An 18,236-nucleotide genomic window follows, 5' to 3' on the forward strand; every position below is an offset into this window, starting at 1 on the left:
GGCGGCTACAAGAACATCTGGATCGTTGCGTGCGGTTCTTCCTCCAACGGCTCACTCTGCGCGCGGCAGTTTATCCGCCGCCACCTGAAGTGCGAGGTCAAGATCGTCACCCCGTTTCATTTTGTATCCAGTGAGAATGATTTCGGCGAGACGGATATGGTCGTTGTTGTCAGCCAAAGCGGCTACAGCCTGAACGCGCTGGACGCCATCAAGGTCATCGAGGCAAAGGGCCGCCGCTGCATCGGCCTGACCGGCGACGTCAACAGCGATCTGGGCAAGGTGTGCGATGTTGTCGCCAACTACGGTGTCGGGCGCGAAACGGTCGCCTATGTCACCCGCGGCGTCACCACGCTGGCACTCTTCTTTATGCTGTTCGCCGTGGAGGCTGCTGTCCGCCTGGGCATCAAGACCGCTGCCGAAGGCGAGGCTGTCAAGCAGCAGCTGCTGAAGGCCGCAGACATCAATGCCGCCGTACAGGCACAGACCCCTTCCTTTATTAAAGAGCATTACCGTCAGCTGTCCGGCATGACCAACGCCTATGTCTGCGGCGTAGGTGCCAACCTTGGCACCGCAAGCGAGGGTGCGCTGAAATTCGGCGAGACCGTCAGCATCCCCACCGCCGTCTACGAGGTCGAGGAGTACATCCACGGCCCCAACATCCAGATGACCCCCCGCTACAGCGTATTTCTGATTGACGGCGGCGAAGGCACGGAGCGCATCCACCGCATCTTTGAGGGTACCAAAATCGTGACGGATAACGCCTTCCTGCTGACGCGCTGCGCCGATTACAAGGACGAGCACAATGTTATGTATGTGCCTATGGATGTGCCGGAGGAAATCACCCCGCTGTGCTGGCTGCCCTTCTTCCAGATGACTGCCTGCCAGCTGACGGATGACCTGGACCGCTGGAACAAGCACCCGCTGCAGCGCGCGATGGAAAAGTTCGTTTCCTCCAAGAGCGCAAACTATGTCAACAGCCCCTTCAGTGAAGACACGCCGGGCCGCGCGTAAGAGCGATGGCGTGGATATCTGCTGTATTTTTCTGTCTGGGTGCTGCGGATACCTTGTTGGGTGATCGGCTGGGATTGGGCAGCGCCTTCCGGCAGGGCTTCGCCGCCGTGGTGGATCTGCTGCTGCTCATGACCGGCTTTATGGCATTGGCACCGTGGCTGGGAACCCACCTGGCCCCGGTTATCACGCCGGTGTTTTCCGCCGTGGGCTGTGACCCTTCCCTGTTCGCCTCGCTGTTTTTGAGCTGCGATGCAGGCGGCGCCGTGCTGGCCGCACAAATCGCACAGGAACCGTCCGCCGGGCTGTACAATGGTTTGATTGTGGCGGCCTTTCTCGGTTCCACGATCAACGGTACGATTCCGCTGGCGCTGGGTCAGCTGACAGGCACCAAACGAGCCGCCGCCGTTCGCGGATTGTTTCTCGGCTTTCTGGTCCTGCCGGTGGGCTGCCTGCTCACCGGGGCGCTGTGCGGCATCCCCTTGTCAGTTCTGCTGCACAACACCTGGCCGGTACTGGCTGTCGCGGTTCTGTTGCTGCTGCTTTTCAAATCCGGCAGCAGCGCGATCGGTCCGATCTTCAACGGCATCTCTCTGGCCGTGCGCGGTCTGACCCTGTTCGGCTTTTGCATCTCCGTTTTGCAGGAAACGACCGGTATTGTGCTGCTGGAGGGGCTGACCCCCTTGGCGGAAATCTACCCGGTCATATGCAGTATCGGTGCGTTTCTTGCCGGGATCCTGCCGTTTTTCGCCTTTGTGCAGCGTCTGTTGACCGCACCGCTGGCCAAGCTGGCCGCACGGCTGCAGCTGGAGCCTGCCTCCATCACCGGTCTGGTTGTGACCTCCGCCAACTGCATCCCCACATTGCTGAGTCTTGATACGTTGGAGGAACGCGGCATCACACTGAACACGGCCTATGCCGTGGTAGCTGCTTACAGCGTCGGCGATTTTCTGGCATTTACCCTGCAATTCAGCCCTGCACACGCACTGCCGATGATGGCAGGCCGCCTTTTAAGCGGCTTGCTGGCAGTAGTGCTCTGCTTGAAAACAACACCCAAAACCACCTGAATCAACACCCCCAACGGGCAGCCAAAGCCCGTTGGGGGTGTTGGTGTTTTCCTATATCGTTCCATGGCAGCACCAATGACAAAGGGACCGCCTTGGCGGTCCCTTTGTCGAAGGATATATCCTGTCAGCGGCACGCACGCCAACAAAGCGAGAATTGTGCGGCGATGCCTTAGGGCAACACCGCACAATTCCCGCCTTACGGCTTAAGCACCGCTCCGGCGGCTGCGGCACGGCATCTGCGTTGCCAAAATGCTCGATAATACACAAAGTATTATCTGCGCTTTTGGCTTAGCAGCTGCCGCACCTCGCTCGCCGTATCGGCACTTAGAATTATGCGGTATTGCCTTAGAAAATTTCCTGCTTTACTGTCAGATGCCCGGTTTTGATTGGGCCTTTATTTTTTGGCTGACTTTTGCGGGTGGTCAGACGAAATCCTCCCGCATGGGGGTGAAGATGTCCAGCAGGACGCCTGGCTCCAAGGCCTCGCAGCCGTGGATGATGCCGTCGGTTTTCAGCATCGTGTCCCCGGCGGTCACTTCGCGCACTTCGTCGCCGATGGTAAAGCGGAAACGGCCCGACACGACATAGGTGATCTGGGTGTGGGGATGGCTGTGCAGCGTACCCACTGCGCCTTTTTCAAAGGTGTTTTCCACGCACATCAGGCCTTTGTTATAGGCCAGCACGCGGCGGGTCACGCCGGGGCCTGCAGGCTCGGGCAGGGTCTCGGCATGGGGGACCCATACGGTATTTTCATGCTTTTTCTCCATGGATACTTCGCTCCTTTATTTTGCGGTGTGCTGCTTTTCGGCGGGCAGCTTTTCCTGCACGAATTTCCCTTTCGCGCGTTGCACTTTCCCCATCATAGCACGGTGCGTGGCAGGGTGCAAGCGTATTTCGGCAAAAGCTTTGACCGGTCTTGCCAAGATTTCGCCAAGGCGATGTAATAAAATCATGAAAATTTCACCGGAAAGGAGCGCCCCGCATGAACTTTTTCCAACGGCATATGACCCTGAAGGAACGTATCGTCCTGTTTTTGGGGGCGTTCTTCACGGCGCTGCTCTTCTGCCGGAACGCCGCCGAAAACAGTGTGACCGGTTGGCTGGTGACCTATTTTAAGGACAGTGGCATCCTGACCGCTGCGGGGTTGGGCGGCCGGTATGGCCGCCGATATCCTGCCTTACGCCGGGATGCTGGCGCTGACCGGGTTGCTCTGCCTGCGGGATAAGCACTGACATAAGGAAAAATCATTAAAACTCCCCATTTTTGACCCGGTGTCCCCGGGCTTGAAAATGAGGAGTTCTTTTGCAATCTTTTGAATTGTTACTGAAAAATTTATATAATGATGGTGGATGTGTTCAAAATTTTACCTTACATATACTCCATCGGGGTGACTTCGCCGTAGATGGCGGTGCTCATGCGGTCGTGCAGCAGCCGCATGAAATCTTGCTGCAGGCCGGGCCTTGGCTCGCCCTTGAACAGTGCAAAAACGTGGTGCTGGGTCGCCTTGCCGCCCGGCATGATAAACAGCGGCCGCTCCTTCGTCTTGACAAAGGTTGAGTAGGCGGCATTCTGGAAGGTCAGCCCCATGCCGCTCACGGCCATGCGGTAGGCGGTCATGCCGCTGGCCAAAAACAGCGTGCGCTTGGGCTGGAAATTGTAGGTTGAGCACATCCACTGGGTCTGGCGGTTCATGCGGCCTTTGACGCTGGGGCAGATGAACAGATCGTCCGCCAGCCAGTCGGCGTCGATATCCAGCGGCGCTTCCGGGCTGCAGGCGGCGTCCCTGTAGGCGGCCATCCGTGGGTTTTCGCAGCTGGTGATGAACATATACTGCTCGGATGGCAGCCGCAGATAGTGCAACGAGGAATGGTAGGCGTAGCTCTCGACGATGGCGATGTCCAGCACACCGTTGAGCACCTTGTCCAACATATTGATGTCGCGGTCCTCAAAGATGGTCAGCCGCATATCAGGGTAGAGGCGGTTCAACTCCGGCATGACAGAGGAAAGCCAGATGCTGCCGCGGTTGCGCCCGATGCCGATGTTGATCCGCAGTTCCGGATCATGGGAGGAAAAATCCGAAAGCTCCTGGTGCAGCCGGTCCTGCATGACACAAATCTTTTCCAGCTCGGACAGGTAGTAGGCCCCGGCCTTGGTGATGCGGATGGGCGTGGTGGAGCGGTCAAACAGACGTACGCCCAGTTCCTCCTCGGTGCGGTTCAAAAACGCCGTCAGGGCAGGCTGGGAGATAAACAGACGCGCTGCCGCGCGGGTAATACTCTGCTCCTCGGCCAGGGTAGTTAAGTAGTTCAAACGGTCAGATAAGGTATTTTTCACCAAAAAAGCCCCCAAAAGTTTGTGGAATGACAATATGGTAACATAAAAAAATGACGTTGTAAAGAGAATCAAGAAAATCCATAACATTGACATTATGGGGCAATATCTGCTTTGGTATTGGAACTTCGCAAAAAAGGCTGATATGATAAAAGCACAAAATAAATCGGCCAAGCAGAACAACTTCTGTGAATAGTGTGGAGGAGGTTCTAATCCATATGAAACAGGTATTGATTGAAGAGCCGTTCAAGGTTCGTGTACGCCAGGACGCAGAGGTTCCCACCCCCAAGGTAGGTGAGGCCCTGCTGCAGGTTATGTATTGCGGTATCTGCGGCGCTGACCTGGCAAGCTACACCGGAAACCAGCCGTTCACCACCTACCCCCGTGTGCCGGGCCATGAGTTCAGCGCCCGCATCGTGGATATCCCCGAAAATGACAAGGGCCTCAAGCCCGGTGATATCGTCACCTGCAACCCCTACTTTAACTGCGGCAAGTGCTACTCCTGCCGTCGCGGTTTCGTAAACTGCTGTACGGACAACCAAACGATGGGCGTCCAGCGCGACGGCTCCTTCCAGGAGTACATCACGATGCCGGTTCAGCGTATCTTCTCCGGCAAAGGTCTGACCGCACGCCAGCTGGCGCTGGTAGAGCCGTTCTGCATCGGCCACCACGGCATCACCCGCGGTAATGTGCAAAAGGGCGATAAAGTCCTCATCGTCGGCGCAGGTCCTATCGGTATGTTTGCGATGCTCAGCGCCAAGGCCATCGGCGCCGAGGTCTACATGATCGACCTGCTGGACGGCCGCCTGGAAAAAGCAGCCCAGATGGGCGCGGACGGCGTGGCCAACGGCAAGGACCCCGAGGCATTGAAGGACCTGAACCAGAAGGTCACGAACGGTGACGGTTTCGACGTCTGCGTAGAGTGCTGCGGCGCACCCGAAACCTTCCTGACCTGCATCGACCAGGCCGCCTTCGCCGGCAAGATCATCCTGATCGGCAACGGCAAGCGCGAGACGACCTTTGTGCATTCTATCTTATTGAAAAAGGAACTGAACGTTTTCGGCAGCCGCAACGCTTACAACTCTGACTTTGAGCAGGTCATTGACATCCTGGCAAGCGGCAAGGTCGATGTGGAGGCACTGGTCAGCGCCGAATACCCGCTGGACCAGGCGGGCGAGGCCTTTGAGGCCCTGCGCCACAACAGCGGCAACCTGATGAAGGTCGTGCTGAAAGCGGCTGAATAACACTAAGGAGAAAGCCATGAGCAAAAACAACGGAGCGGAATTGCAGTTGAGCAAAAAAGGTTCAATGATGCACTATCGGCGCTTGGCAACACCGTACCTGCTGCTGGCACCCATGCTGGCGTTTGTAATGTGCTTTATGATCTGGCCCATCATCAACGTGTTTATGATGAGTACAGAGTCCTACAAGGTCACGAAACCCAACGACCGCCACTTTATCGGCCTGGAAAACTTTGTGACCGTCTTCACCAAAGACCAGATCTTCTTAAAGACGCTGGGCAACACCGCCGTCTACGTGATTCTGAGCGTCGTGTTCCAGACCGTGCTGGGTTTCTGGCTGGCATGGCTGCTGACCCGCAAGTTCAAGGGCCGCGGCGTTATCCGCGCACTGGCTCTGGTGCCCTGGGCCGTTGCCGGTTTGATGGTCGGTATCATCTGGAACCTGATGCTGGGCCAGACCTACGGCGTCATCAATGACCTGCTGCGCCGCGCGGGCATCATTGAAATGAACATTTCCTGGTTCTCCAACGGCAGCAGCGCCATGCTCGCGGCCGTCATTGCCAACATCTGGCGCGGCATCCCCTTCTTCACCATCAGCTATATGTCGGCGCTGTCCGGTATCTCCGATGATCTGTACGAGTCCGCCAAGATCGACGGTGCCAACTCGGCGGTCACGTTGTTCCGCATTACGCTGCCGATGATTAAAGACACCATCATCTTTACCACGCTGCTGCGTGCGATTTGGACCTTCAACGCTGTTGACCTGATCGTCTCCCTGACGGACGGCGGCCCGAACCGCGGCACCACCACGCTGGCGCTGTACATTATGAATACCTTCACCGGCAGCTATGATTACGGCTACGCCTCGGCGCTGGCAGTTATCTCCACGCTGATCATGATGGTCGTTGCGTTCGTCTACATCCGATTTGGCAAAATGGGCCAGACTGACAACTAAGGAGGCAAACCCATGACAAAACGTGAAGCAAAAGATCTGGGTTGGCGTTGCCTGACTTTGTATCTGCCGCTGATCCTCTTCCTGATCGGGACGCTGTTCCCCTTCTACTGGATCGTCAACACCTCTCTGAAAGACAGCGTTGAGGTTTTGAGCCTGCCCATCAAATACTGGCCCGACAATCCCACGCTGAGCAACTACTCCTACCTGTTTGAGAAGATGGGCTTTGGCAACAACGTTGCCAACACCGCCTTCGTCGCCGCACTGACCACGGTTCTGGTCACGCTGCTGAGCCTGCTCTCCGGTTACGCGATGAGCCGCTACCGCTTCTACGGCAAAACCTTCATCTACGTGCTGATGCTGGCGACCCAAATGCTGCCCGCCGTCGTCCTGATGATCCCCCTGTTCCAGACGATGGTCAAGCTGCACCTCATCAACAGCCTGTGGAGCCTGGTGCTGATCTGCACCTGCACGAACCTTCCCTTCTGTATGTTCATGATGATGGGTTATTACAGCTCAGTCCCGCGTGAACTGGAAGAGGCCGCCCAAGTGGACGGCTGCACCCTGCTGGGGGCGGTGTTCCGCGTCCTGATCCCGGTCATGCTGCCCAGCATCGTCGCCACCGGTGCATACGCATTCATCAATGCGTGGAACGTTTACGTCTACGCCACCGCGTTCATCACCGATAAAGCCAAGTACACCCTGCCCCTGGCGCTGAACGTCTTCCAGGGCGAATACGGCACCGACTACGGCAAGCTCGCCGCCGGATGCGTCATCGCACTGATCCCCGTTGTTGTAATTTTTGCCTTCATCCAGAAGCACCTCTCCGGCGGCGCGACCTCCGGTGCGGTCAAGGGATAAGGCGTAGAATTAGATTTCATTTATAGGAGGAAAACACAAATGAAAGCAACCCGTACCACCGCTGCGGTCCTGAGCGCTGCCATGGCCGCTACCCTGCTGGCCGGCTGCGGCGGAAGCTCCGCCACTAGCACCGCCGCCTCGACCTCGACCGAGAGCACTGCCGAAAGCACCTCTACCGCTGCGGCTGCCCCCACCGGCGAGAAACAGACCCTGGAGTATTGGTATCACTCCGCTGACCCTGTGACCGACGCTTATTTTGAGGATTATTTCGACAAAATCAACGCCGAGCAGGACCAGTACGAGATCAAGTACACCAGCTTCTCCTTCGCCGACTTCCAGGAGAAGTTCCAGATGGCTGTCTCCACCGATACGATGCCCGACGTCGTCAGCCTGGGCTTCTCCAACGTGGCGACCTTCACCGCACAGGATTCCCTGCTGCCGCTGGATGATTACCTCGACCAGATCGAGACCCTCGACAAAATCGACAGCAGCATGGTAGACAGTATGCGCAACATCGGCGGCGGCACGCTGTACGGCATCCCCTATGCATACAACCAGGAGGTTGCCTGGTACAATACCGCCAAGTTCAAGGAGAAGGGCATCGATGCTCCGCCCGCTACCCAGAAGGAGTTCCTGGAGGACTGCGAGAAGTATGCTGACCCCGCAAACTCCTCTTACTTCTACTCTCTGCGCGGCGTGCGTCCTTACGACAGCCTGGTTGCCTGGCTGTGGACCTACACCGACGGCCTGGGCTATGACGGCTCCTGGTTCGACGAGAACGGCAAGTGCATCCTGGGCGACGCCAAGTTCGCCGAAGCCCTGGACACCTACGCCAACCTCTACAAGAACAACGAAGTCTCCGGCGACTCCATCAACAACAACTTCTCCCAGATCGTTGCAGAGTTCGGTTCCGGCGTCTCCATGTACATCATCCACAACTCTTCTTCCGAGTCTACCCACCTGACCAACTTGGGTGAGGGCAACTTCGCAGCCGCCCGCGTGCTGGCCAACGATGAGGGCCACTACTTCGCTTCCGGTCTGCAGCCCAACGTCTATTGCATCACCAACCAGGGCGACGACCACGACTACTCCGGTGCTGTTTGGCTGATGAACGTGCTGCTGGACGCCGAGTGCGAGGGCGGCATGTGCCAGGCTATCGGCCGTGTGCCCTGCAACAAGGACGTTGAAGAGCAGGATTGGTACAAGAATGACCCCGAGATGATGCTGTACGCCAGCTACCTGGAGGACGAAAACTACAAGCAGATCCAGAACCCGTACTGGCTGACTGAGTTCTCCACCTTCATCTCCGACGATATGACCGCTGACTTCCAGGCCGTTCTGATGGGCAACATGACCGCTCAGGATTGCGTCTCCGGTTGGGCCGCCAAGATCGACGAGTATCAGGCTGCCTACGAAGCACAGGCATAATTGAACATCAGCCGCAAGTAAAGGAGCATGAAAAAGCCTTTATTTGCGGCTTTTTTAGAGAAAATCAATAGGGAGGTTGCCATGGCAGATACCGTTATTTTATTCCAGGATGATTTCCAGTCTTTCCCGATCGGTCCGCTGCCCTTTGACCGCGAACATTCCGCAATGGGTGAGTATCATTACAGCCCGCTGCCAGGTTACCGAGGGCAGTGGTATGACCCCATCGCAAACTGCAACTATCGCGGCCCCAGCTGGCTCGTCACCGCCACCGACGGCGTACACTACATGGAGCAGACCCGCGTGCGCAATCCGCTGACCCACGGCGTCTGCCCGGTGCTGGCTACCGGCGAGGAGCGCTGGCAGGACTACACCTTCACTGTCACACTGCGCACCCTTTGCAGCAACGAGGAAGCCGGTGTGCTGTTCCGCTACCAGACGTCGCTGATGCACTACGCCTTCTTTATGAATGACAACAAGGTGCAGTTCTGGCGCATCGAGAAAAAAGAGCGCACGATGCTGGCCGAGGCCCCCTACGAGTACAACTGCGACCAGTACTACACGATGCGCGTGACCTGTAAGGGCAATACCTTCACCGGATCCATCAACGGCGAAAAGCTGCTGACTGTGCAGGACGACCGCTACACCTACGGCAAGGTGGCGCTGGCGGCCTTTATGCCCACCCAGTACACGAACGTGCTCATCACCACCACGCCGGAGGAGGCCGCCCGCATCGTCGAGTGCGAGGATGCCGAGCAGGCCCGCCTGGCCGAAAAGCGCAGCCACTACCCCCGCCCCAAGCTGTACAAGGTCATCGACCTCAAGGACTTCGGAGCGTCGCGACAGATTCGCTTCGGCCATCTGATGGGCGGCGACGACTGGTACTTCGTCATGGCACAACACCAGAAGCGCGTGTTCAAGGAGCGCTACTGCAACATCAGCTGCCTGACAGCCGTCAATGTCGAGACCGGCGAGGTGCTGTGGCAGGTGGGTGAGCCTTCGACCCTGGCGGTGAACCAGGACACGACCTGCGACCTGCCGTTCCAAATCTACGATATCAACAATGATGGCTACGACGAGGTCATTTTTGCCCGAGATTTCAAGGTCATGATCCTGGACGGCCGCACCGGTAAGCTGCTGCGCAGCATGGATACGCCCTACAACGACGACCCGGCGGATGAGATTCTGGGCATCGAGTTCCAGAAGCACGCATTTGACCGGCTGAACGTTGATGCTATCCGCATTGTGAACGTCTCCGGCAAGGAGCATGCCAGCGATATCCTCATCAAGGACCGTTACGCCCGCCTGTGGGTGTACGACGAGAACTTCAACCTGCTGTGGAAGTTCACCCACAACAACACCGGCCACTTCCCCTATGCCTACGACTTCAACGGCGACGGCAAGGATGAAATTTTCAGCTGCTACAACATGATCAGCAGCGACGGCAAATTGCAGTGGGAGCTGCCCATCGACACCGATCACACGGATGAAATCGTCATTGGCAAGTTTGACCCCGATATCGATGAGGAGCTGCTGGCTATTGTCTCCGGCTGGGAGGGTTTCATGATCGTGGACAAGCACGGTCACATCCTGGCCCGGGATATCAACGGCCACGGCCAGCGCATCAGCGTAGCCAACTACTGCCCGAATATGCGCGGTCTGCAGATTGCCACCACCACCTACTGGGAGAACCAGGGCATCATCTACCTGTACGACTGCAAGGGCCATGAGATTTGGCACATGGAGCCTTCCTCCAACGGTAATGTTGTGGCGCCTGTCAACTGGAAGGGCGACGGTACCGAGCTGATTTTGCTCAACGGCAACGTCAAGTACGGCGGCATGCTGGACGGTGACGGCGACCGGGTCGTGCTCTTCCCCGACGACGGCCACCCCGACCAGTGCGCCGAGGTGCTGAACCTGACCGGCGACCCGCGGGATGAAATCATCCTGTGGGATGCCCACAAGATGTACATTTATACCCAGGACCGCCCCGCACCCGATGGGCCGGTCTATCACCCGGAAAAATACCCCGAGTACAGTGCCTCCAACTACCGGGGCGAGTTCTCCTTTGCGCACTGGGACAAGGCCGGGGATTGATATTACTTCTACTTAGGAGCCTACTATGTTATACGAACGATACCTGCGGGCCTACGCAGAGCAATTCCGCAAGACAGACCGGAATATGTGGAACTACGAGGATGGCTGCGTGCTGATCGGCCTGCGTGCGCTGTACCAGGCGACCGGTGATGCGTTTTACTTTGATGTGCTGAACAGCTTTATGGAGCGATACATCGAGCCGGACGGTACCATTCGCCGCTATGTGGCCGAGGAATACAACCTGGACTACATCCCGGCGGGCTGCGCGCTGTATACCCTGTATGACGAGACCGGCGAGTCGCGCTACCGCAAGGCCATTGAAACGCTGGAAGAACAGCTGCGCCACCAGCCGCGCACCCCCTGCGGCAGTTTCTGGCACAAGGGCATCTACCCCAACCAGGTCTGGCTCGATGGTCTGTACATGGGTCTGCCGTTCCATGCGGCTTACGCCCTGCGGTTTGGCGATGCGGCCACGCTGGATGACATCATGCTGCAATTCCGCAACGCACGCAAGTATCTCTACGACGGAAAGACGGGTCTATACTACCACGCCTGGAACGAGACAAAGGATGTGTTCTGGGCTGACCCCAAGACCGGCCTGTCCCAAAATTTCTGGACACGGTCCATCGGCTGGTATTTGATGGCGATGGCGGATATCTACGCCATGCTGCCCGATAGCCGCGCCGACCTGCAAAAGGAGCTGGCCGCCCTCTGGAAAGAGGCCATCGACGGCATGTTGCGCTGGCAGGAGCCGGACAGCGGCCTGTTCTACCAGCTGCCTGCCCTGCCCGATGTGAAGGGAAACTACCTGGAGACCAGCGGCTCCCTGATGGTGGCGTACAGCCTGCTGAAGGGCGCGCGCCTAGGCGTGCTGGCCGAGCCGAAATACCGTACGGCGGGGGAGAAGATTTTGGTCGGCATCGAGCTGCGGCAGTTCACCGTCCACGACGGTAAGGTCGAGCTGCACGGCATCTGCAAGGGTGCGGGCTTGGGCCCGGCGGGCAACCTGCGCCGAAACGGCACCGTGGAATACTACCTGTCCGAGGATGTGGTCCACGACGAGCAGAAGGGCGTCGGCGTCTGCATGATGGCCTACGCCGAGTATCTGCAGGCCAAACAGGCCGGTGCGCTGACCGACGACTTCCCCAAAGTGGAGATTTTCAACAAGGGGTACGACCCCATCATGCCCGGCGACCCGGCGTTTATCGCCTTTGAGAAGAACCGTGTGGGCAAAACAGGGTGAGCTGTATGCAGTTTTCCATAGCAAAGCCGGAGGAAGTTGGCGTGTCCAGTGCGGCCCTCAGCCAAACGCTTGATTATCTGGCTCAGCGTCGGGTGGCGCTGCACAGCCTGCTGGTCATGCGGCATGACGCGCTGATCTGCGAAGGGTACGCGGCACCATTCACAAAAGATACGCTGCATCGTATGTACAGCGAGACGAAAAGCCTTGTGTCGCTGGCTGTCGGCGTTATGTGCGCCAAAGGGTATCTCGATTTGGACGACCATATCGTGGATCACTTTGCCGAAAAGCTCCCCCTGGGCGGCCCTAGCCCCGAGCTGGCACGGCTGACCATCCGGGATATGCTGCGCATGGCAACGCCGTACAACGGCACGACCTACAAACGGCGGCCAACTCAGGATTGGGTGGGGTCGTTCTTCACCGCGCGGACCGACCACGAGCCGGGCAGTTTCTTCTGCTATGATACCAGCAGCAGCCATACGTTGTGCGCCCTGGTGGAAAAGCGGATGGGCCGCCCCCTACTGGATGTGCTGCGCCGTGAGGCACTGGATGCCATCGGCTTTTCAGAGCAAAGCTATTGCATCCGGGATCCCATGGGCATAAGCCAGGGCGGGTCCGGCCTGATGGCTACCCCCCGGGATATGCTGGCGCTGCTCCGCCTTGTTGCGCAGGGTGGGCAGTGGGATGGCCAACAGCTTTTACCCCGAGACTATTTGCAGGCTGCCACGGCCTGGCAAATCGACAATGCTGAGAACGGCGGCAGCGGCGGCTGGGATTTTGCCCAAGGCTACGGCTACCAGTTCTGGCGGCTGACCCATAACGCATGGTCTATGTATGGTATGGGCGGCCAGCTGGCCATCTGCCTGCCGGATCAGGATATGCTCCTTGTGACGACGGCCGATACCCAGCCCCTGGCGGGCGGCGTGCAGACGATTCTGGATGCCTTCTGGAACTGCCTGCTGCCCGGCGTGGCCGATGCTGCGCTGCCCGCAAACCCTGCGGCTTATGCCGAACTGACGAAAAAGTTATCCACCATGCAGCTTCCGATTGTGGAAAACCTGGCGGCCCCCGACACCGAGCTTTGCTGTGCGACGGTGCAGATGGGCCTCAATGCTCCCGGCCTGACGGCCCTGCAGCTGCAAGAAAACGCACTGGTGCTGCACTACGGCGGCAAGACCTGCACGCTGCCTTTCCGGACGGGGGCATTGGTGCAAAGCCATCTGTGGGACGACCCCGCGCTGCCCTGTGTTATCGCCGCCGGCTGGCGTGCTCCGGACTCCCTCCTTGTCCGGGTGCATCTGCTGGGCGAGCGACTGGGCAGCCTGAGTTTGCAGCTAAAGCTGCGCCCCGGCGGTGCGACCCTGGCTCTGTGCAGCCATGAGGAACACCCCGACCCCGATTTCAGCGGCACTGCGGAAGGTGTAACCGCAGTGTGAGCCCAAGCGGGCCGCCTGCTGCCATGCGCAGCGGGCGGCTCGCGTTATTTTTACAGGCACGGCCCTTGCAAAGTGCGGCGGAATGTGCTATGCTATTTTTGTACAAAAGGGGAGCTTGCGTCAAGCGGGCTGAGAGTGGGCTGTATCGCCCTGACCCGTAACCTGATTTGGATAATGCCAACGTAGGGAGATACGCGCACGACCACTCTTTGTGAGTTTTTATGCGGATATGTCTTTGCAGGCGTATCCGCATTTTACTTGCAAGGAGTGTTTTTTGTATGCTGGGTACCTGTATTGAAAATGTACGGAAGAACGTGCCATTGGTGCATAACATCACGAATTATGTCACCGTCAATGATGTGGCGAACATCCTGCTGGCCTGCGGCGGCAGCCCCATCATGTCCGACGAGCCGGAGGATGTCGAGGATATCACCACCATCTGCGGCGGGCTGAACATCAACATCGGCACGCTGAACCAGCGCAGCATCGCGGGGATGTTCCGCGCCGGGGCCAAGGCCAACGCCCTGGGCCATGTCGTGCTGCTGGACCCCGTCGGCGCGGGCGCGTCGGCTCTGCGCACCAACACGGCTGTGGAGCTGATGGAAAAGGTCAAGTTCACCGTTATCCGCGGGAATATTTCCGAGATCAAGACGCTGGCGTTGGGCAGCGGCACGACCAAGGGCGTGGACGCCGACGTGGCCGACGCTGTGACCGATGCAAACCTGGACAATGCCGTTGCATTTGTCAAGGATTTCGCCGCCAAGAGCGGGGCCATCGTTGCTGTGACCGGGGCAATCGACCTGGTCAGCGACGGCAAGACCTGCTATGTCATCCGCAATGGCCGCCCCGAGATGGGCAAGATCACCGGCACGGGCTGCCAGCTCTCCGGCATGATGACGGCTTTCGTCGTCGCCAACCCCGACAACCGGCTTGAGGCCGCCGCCGCTGCCGTCTGCGCCATGGGCCTGGCGGGCGAGATCGGCTGGAGCCGTATGCAGGACGGCGACGGCAACTCCACCTACCGCAACCGCATTATCGACGCCATCTACAACATGGACGGCGCAACGCTGGACGGGGGCGCAAAGTATGAACTGCGATAAAAAGGACCTGCTGCTCTACGCCGTCACCGACCGCCATTGGCTGGACGGCCGCAGGCTCATCAATGTTGTGCGCGAGAGCCTGGACGGCGGCGTGACGATGGTGCAGCTGCGGGAGAAAACGCTGGAAGAGGAAAAATTCCTCGAAGAAGCGAAGGAATTGCAGGCGCTTTGCCGCGAACGCGGCGTGCCGTTCCTTGTGAATGACAACGTGGAAATTGCCCGCGAGATGAACGCCGACGGCGTCCACGTCGGCCAGAGCGATATGGAGGCACTGGACGTCCGCGCCATTCTCGGCCCCGACAAGATCCTCGGCGTGTCTGCGCAGACTGTTGAACAGGCCGTCCTGGCCGAAAAGCACGGCGCGGACTACCTTGGCGTCGGCGCGGTGTTCCCGACCGGCTCCAAGGACGATGCCGACGACGTGAGCTACGACACGCTGAAAGCCATCTGCCAAGCTGTCTCCATCCCAGTCGTTGCCATCGGCGGTATTACACAGCAGAACGTTGAAAAGCTGGCGGGCAGCGGCATCTGCGGCGTGGCGGTCATCAGCGCCATCTACGCGGCCAAAAACATCGGGCAGGCATCGAAGGATCTGAAAGCTGCCACGGAGAAAATGCTGCATGACTAAGGGCGCAATTTTTGATTTGGACGGCGTGCTGCTCGACTCCATGGGCATCTGGAACGACCTGGGTGCGCGGTATCTGCGCAGCCGGGGCCTGATGCCCGAGCCGGGCCTCAACGAGATTTTGTTCTCGATGAGCATGGAGCAGGGCGCGGAATACCTGCACACCCACTACCCGCTGGCCCAGTCCGCCGCCGAAATTGAAGCGGGCATTGAGACGATGCTGCGCGATTTTTACTACAACGAGGTCCCCGCCAAACCCGGCGCGGCGGCGCTGCTGGCCGCGCTGGCGGCAAAGGGCATCCCGATGGCGGCGGCGACCTCCAGCCCGCGCGGGCATGTGACCCACGCTTTGCAGCGGCTGGGGCTGCTCGGCTATTTTGCGCAGATCTTCACCACCGGTGAGATCGGCGTCAGCAAGCACGAGCCGACGATTTACCTGCTGGCCGCGCAGGCCCTGGGCAGCGCACCGGGGGAGACGATCGTGTTTGAGGACAGTCTCTACGCGCTGAAAACCGCCAAAGCCGCAGGGTTTTACACGGTCGGTGTCTATGACGCCGACGGCGAAAGCGACCAGGCCGGGCTGAAAGCTGCGGCAGATTTGTATGTGAAGGAGCTGGGGGAGGCTGCCGGGAGGTGGTAAAGCCCCTCGGCCTCGTAAACTCGCCCTGCCACCTAACAAAAACGCGGTACACCGGGGGCACCACCTTGTATCGCGCAATAAAACATTGCTGTATATATAGGAAGGAAGTATCATTATGAAAACAGCATTGACCATTGCAGGCAGTGATTCCTGCGGAGGCGCCGGTATCCAGGCAGACATCAAGACCATGACCGCCAACGGCGTTTACGCCATGAGTGCGATCACGGCCCTGACCGCCCAGAACACTACCGGCGTGACGGACATCCTTGAATCGACCCCGCATTTTCTGGCGGAACAGCTCGACGCGGTGTTCACCGATATCACCCCCGACGCCGTCAAGATCGGGATGGTCTCCTCGGCAGAGCTCATCGAGACGATCGCCGCCAAGCTGAAACAGTACGGCGCAAAGCATATCGTCGTGGACCCCGTCATGGTCGCAACGTCTGGTTCCAAACTCCTGCGGGACGACGCCGTCAGCGCCCTGTGCGCAAACCTGCTGCCGATGGCCGAGGTCCTGACGCCCAACATCCCCGAAGCCGAGATCCTGGCCGATATGCCGATCAAAAACGCCGCCGATATGGAAAAGGCTGCGCAGACCATCAGCGAAAAATACGGCTGTGCGGTGCTCTGCAAGGGCGGCCACCAGATCAACGACGCCGACGACCTGCTTTGGCGCGGCGGCGCGGGCAAATGGTTCCGCGGCAAGCGCATCGATAACCCCAACACCCACGGCACCGGCTGCACGTTGTCCAGCGCCATTGCGTCCAACCTGGCAAAAGGCTATGACCTCGACGCTTCGGTCGAGCGCGCAAAGGCCTATATCTCCGGCGCACTGGCCGCCATGCTGGACCTGGGCCGCGGCTCCGGCCCGATGGACCATATGTTTGCGCTGAAAGGGGAGTTCACCGAATGAAAAAGACTTCCACTTTCCAAAACGGCCTGATTTGGTTCGGCGCGGGCGTCTCGCTGGCAGAAATCCTCACAGGTACGTCCTTTGCACCGCTGGGCATGGCAAAGGGCTTTGCAGCTATCCTCATCGGCCACATCATCGGCTGTGCCATGATGCTGCTGGCGGGCCTCATCGGCGGCCGCACCGGCCGCAGCGCCATGGAGACCGTCAAGATGAGCTTCGGCCAGAAGGGCGGCCTGCTGTTCGCGTTCCTGAACGTCCTGCAGCTCGTCGGCTGGACGGCCATCATGATTTACGACGGCGCACTGGCGGTCGGCGGCATTTTTGCGATCGGCCGCTGGGTGTGGTGCCTGGTCATCGGGGCGCTGATCGTGCTGTGGATCGCCGTAGGCATCACCGATTTGGGCTGGATCAACAAAATTACGATGGCTGCTTTGTTTATTTTGACGTTGGTTTTGTGCAAGGTCATCTTCTTCTCCGGCAACGCCATGGTCGGCGTCGGCGGCGAGAGCCTGACCTTCGGCGCGGCGGTGGAGCTGGCCGTGGCGATGCCGCTGTCCTGGCTGCCGCTTATCAGCGACTACACCCGCGACGCCGAAAAGCCCACCCAGGCCACCTGGGTCAGCGTGCTGGTCTACGGCGCGGTGTCCTGCTGGATGTACGTCATCGGCATGGGTGCGGCGATTTTCACCGGCGAGTATGACATTGCCGTCATCATGGTCAAGGCGGGGCTGGGTATTGCCGCACTGGTCATTCTGGTGTTTTCCACCGTTACCACGACATTTTTGGATGCGTGGAGCGCGGGCATTTCCGCCGAGAGCCTGTCTGCCAAACTGGACGGCAAAAAAACGGCCATCGTCGTGACGGTCATCGGCACGCTGGGGGCTATTCTGTTCCCGATGGACGATATCACGGGCTTTTTGTACCTGATCGGCTCGGTCTTTGCGCCGATGATCGCGGTGCAGATCGCCGACCACTTTGTCTTAAAGCGCGACCGCTTTGCCGTGGCCGCCGACGCGCGCAATCTGGTCATCTGGCTGGTGGGCTTCATCGCCTACCGCCTGCTGATGGGCGTTGACACCCCGGTAGGCTACACCCTGCCCGATATGCTGCTGACCGTGGCAATTTGCGTTATTGCCGAGAAGGTCAAGCCGACGAAGGCGTAAATCCATAGTTTATAGTGCGTGGGGGTTCTGTCCATCAGAACGCCCACGCTTTTTTGCGTATCCCAGGCAAAGCGAAGGCCGGAGGGGGCTCTGCCGCCGTGCCTTACTTGCCCGCTTTCCCCGCTAAGCCCCCCACC

The 18,236-nt window shown here is 58.9% G+C and carries 18 protein-coding genes; 15 read left to right on the forward strand and 3 right to left on the reverse strand.

The genetic code is table 11. The annotated features are described in order from the left end of the window. Positions 1-1,011 (forward strand): SIS domain-containing protein (locus ACZO0A_RS01195; RefSeq protein ID WP_486845929.1); only part of this gene is annotated, 1,011 nt, incomplete at its 5' end. Positions 1,012-1,016: 5 nt separating this feature from the next. Next, complete coding sequence (gene eutH, locus ACZO0A_RS01200) at positions 1,017-2,075, forward strand: ethanolamine utilization protein EutH (protein WP_302375737.1); 1,059 nt, start codon at positions 1,017-1,019, stop codon at positions 2,073-2,075. Between the two features lie 422 nt (positions 2,076-2,497). On the opposite strand, the gene ACZO0A_RS01205 is transcribed toward eutH, so the two are convergent. Both ACZO0A_RS01205 and ACZO0A_RS01210 read right to left on the reverse strand, forming a co-directional pair. Then, the gene (locus ACZO0A_RS01205) at positions 2,498-2,842 is read right to left on the reverse strand and encodes a cupin domain-containing protein (protein ID WP_302375734.1); all 345 of its coding nucleotides are present in this window, start codon (positions 2,840-2,842) and stop codon (positions 2,498-2,500) included. A gap of 15 nt (positions 2,843-2,857) precedes the next feature. After that, positions 2,858-3,028 (reverse strand): hypothetical protein, encoded by a 171-nt coding sequence (locus ACZO0A_RS01210; protein WP_302375732.1) that lies wholly within the window; start codon positions 3,026-3,028, stop codon positions 2,858-2,860. Between the two features lie 29 nt (positions 3,029-3,057). Between ACZO0A_RS01210 and ACZO0A_RS01215 the strand changes: the two genes are divergently transcribed. Next, positions 3,058-3,300: a hypothetical protein gene (locus ACZO0A_RS01215; protein ID WP_302375731.1), complete on the forward strand. Its 243-nt coding sequence runs from the start codon at positions 3,058-3,060 to the stop codon at positions 3,298-3,300. Between the two features lie 143 nt (positions 3,301-3,443). Here the strand turns inward: ACZO0A_RS01215 and ACZO0A_RS01220 are convergent, their stop codons facing one another. Then, on the reverse strand, positions 3,444-4,409 hold the full coding sequence (locus tag ACZO0A_RS01220; RefSeq protein WP_486845930.1) for a LysR family transcriptional regulator: 966 nt from the start codon (positions 4,407-4,409) through the stop codon (positions 3,444-3,446). Positions 4,410-4,624: 215 nt separating this feature from the next. Between ACZO0A_RS01220 and ACZO0A_RS01225 the strand changes: the two genes are divergently transcribed. From ACZO0A_RS01225 to cytX, 12 genes are all read left to right on the forward strand, one after another. Continuing rightward, positions 4,625-5,650, forward strand: coding sequence for a zinc-binding alcohol dehydrogenase family protein (locus ACZO0A_RS01225; protein WP_302375726.1), 1,026 nt, complete (start codon positions 4,625-4,627; stop codon positions 5,648-5,650). A 16-nt stretch (positions 5,651-5,666) separates the two neighbouring features. Then, a complete protein-coding gene (locus tag ACZO0A_RS01230) occupies positions 5,667-6,602 on the forward strand; it encodes a carbohydrate ABC transporter permease (RefSeq protein WP_291232288.1) in 936 nt (311 codons plus the stop codon). Between the two features lie 12 nt (positions 6,603-6,614). After that, the gene (locus ACZO0A_RS01235) at positions 6,615-7,460 is read left to right on the forward strand and encodes a carbohydrate ABC transporter permease (protein WP_215692329.1); all 846 of its coding nucleotides are present in this window, start codon (positions 6,615-6,617) and stop codon (positions 7,458-7,460) included. Between the two features lie 39 nt (positions 7,461-7,499). Continuing rightward, a complete protein-coding gene (locus ACZO0A_RS01240) occupies positions 7,500-8,888 on the forward strand; it encodes an ABC transporter substrate-binding protein (RefSeq protein ID WP_215692328.1) in 1,389 nt (462 codons plus the stop codon). 81 nt (positions 8,889-8,969) lie between these two features. After that, on the forward strand, positions 8,970-10,982 hold the full coding sequence (locus tag ACZO0A_RS01245) for a 3-keto-alpha-glucoside-1,2-lyase-like domain-containing protein (RefSeq protein ID WP_291209394.1): 2,013 nt from the start codon (positions 8,970-8,972) through the stop codon (positions 10,980-10,982). A gap of 25 nt (positions 10,983-11,007) precedes the next feature. Next, positions 11,008-12,225: a glycoside hydrolase family 88/105 protein gene (locus ACZO0A_RS01250; protein ID WP_484083459.1), complete on the forward strand. Its 1,218-nt coding sequence runs from the start codon at positions 11,008-11,010 to the stop codon at positions 12,223-12,225. A gap of 5 nt (positions 12,226-12,230) precedes the next feature. After that, entirely contained in the window at positions 12,231-13,658 is a 1,428-nt protein-coding gene (locus ACZO0A_RS01255; RefSeq protein WP_302375722.1) for a serine hydrolase domain-containing protein, read from the forward strand. A gap of 278 nt (positions 13,659-13,936) precedes the next feature. Then, positions 13,937-14,758, forward strand: coding sequence for a hydroxyethylthiazole kinase (thiM, locus tag ACZO0A_RS01260; protein ID WP_215692324.1), 822 nt, complete (start codon positions 13,937-13,939; stop codon positions 14,756-14,758). After that, complete coding sequence (gene thiE / locus ACZO0A_RS01265) at positions 14,745-15,386, forward strand: thiamine phosphate synthase (protein WP_215692323.1); 642 nt, start codon at positions 14,745-14,747, stop codon at positions 15,384-15,386. The genes thiM and thiE overlap by 14 nt, the downstream gene beginning before the upstream one ends. Beyond that, a complete protein-coding gene (locus ACZO0A_RS01270) occupies positions 15,379-16,023 on the forward strand; it encodes an HAD family hydrolase (protein WP_291209397.1) in 645 nt (214 codons plus the stop codon). Before thiE ends, ACZO0A_RS01270 begins: the two co-directional genes overlap by 8 nt. A 115-nt stretch (positions 16,024-16,138) precedes the next feature. After that, entirely contained in the window at positions 16,139-16,936 is a 798-nt protein-coding gene (thiD, locus tag ACZO0A_RS01275; RefSeq protein WP_215692321.1) for a bifunctional hydroxymethylpyrimidine kinase/phosphomethylpyrimidine kinase, read from the forward strand. Further along, positions 16,933-18,099 carry a putative hydroxymethylpyrimidine transporter CytX gene (gene cytX / locus ACZO0A_RS01280; RefSeq protein ID WP_486845932.1) on the forward strand — a complete coding sequence of 389 codons (1,167 nt, stop codon included), beginning with the start codon at positions 16,933-16,935 and terminating at the stop codon, positions 18,097-18,099. The genes thiD and cytX overlap by 4 nt, the downstream gene beginning before the upstream one ends. The last annotated feature ends 137 nt before the right edge of the window (positions 18,100-18,236 follow it).

It is taken from the genome of Gemmiger sp. (assembly GCF_057431175.1).

Coding starts and splice junctions, on each gene's coding strand:
- eutH (WP_302375737.1), top strand. CDS start 1,017: ATGGCGTGGATATCTGCTGTATTTTTCTGTCTGGGTGCTGCGGATACC.
- ACZO0A_RS01205 (WP_302375734.1), bottom strand. CDS start 2,842: ATGGAGAAAAAGCATGAAAATACCGTATGGGTCCCCCATGCCGAGACC.
- ACZO0A_RS01210 (WP_302375732.1), bottom strand. CDS start 3,028: ATGATTTTATTACATCGCCTTGGCGAAATCTTGGCAAGACCGGTCAAA.
- ACZO0A_RS01215 (WP_302375731.1), top strand. CDS start 3,058: ATGAACTTTTTCCAACGGCATATGACCCTGAAGGAACGTATCGTCCTG.
- ACZO0A_RS01225 (WP_302375726.1), top strand. CDS start 4,625: ATGAAACAGGTATTGATTGAAGAGCCGTTCAAGGTTCGTGTACGCCAG.
- ACZO0A_RS01230 (WP_291232288.1), top strand. CDS start 5,667: ATGAGCAAAAACAACGGAGCGGAATTGCAGTTGAGCAAAAAAGGTTCA.
- ACZO0A_RS01235 (WP_215692329.1), top strand. CDS start 6,615: ATGACAAAACGTGAAGCAAAAGATCTGGGTTGGCGTTGCCTGACTTTG.
- ACZO0A_RS01240 (WP_215692328.1), top strand. CDS start 7,500: ATGAAAGCAACCCGTACCACCGCTGCGGTCCTGAGCGCTGCCATGGCC.
- ACZO0A_RS01245 (WP_291209394.1), top strand. CDS start 8,970: ATGGCAGATACCGTTATTTTATTCCAGGATGATTTCCAGTCTTTCCCG.
- ACZO0A_RS01250 (WP_484083459.1), top strand. CDS start 11,008: ATGTTATACGAACGATACCTGCGGGCCTACGCAGAGCAATTCCGCAAG.
- ACZO0A_RS01255 (WP_302375722.1), top strand. CDS start 12,231: ATGCAGTTTTCCATAGCAAAGCCGGAGGAAGTTGGCGTGTCCAGTGCG.
- thiM (WP_215692324.1), top strand. CDS start 13,937: ATGCTGGGTACCTGTATTGAAAATGTACGGAAGAACGTGCCATTGGTG.
- thiE (WP_215692323.1), top strand. CDS start 14,745: ATGAACTGCGATAAAAAGGACCTGCTGCTCTACGCCGTCACCGACCGC.
- ACZO0A_RS01270 (WP_291209397.1), top strand. CDS start 15,379: ATGACTAAGGGCGCAATTTTTGATTTGGACGGCGTGCTGCTCGACTCC.
- thiD (WP_215692321.1), top strand. CDS start 16,139: ATGAAAACAGCATTGACCATTGCAGGCAGTGATTCCTGCGGAGGCGCC.
- cytX (WP_486845932.1), top strand. CDS start 16,933: ATGAAAAAGACTTCCACTTTCCAAAACGGCCTGATTTGGTTCGGCGCG.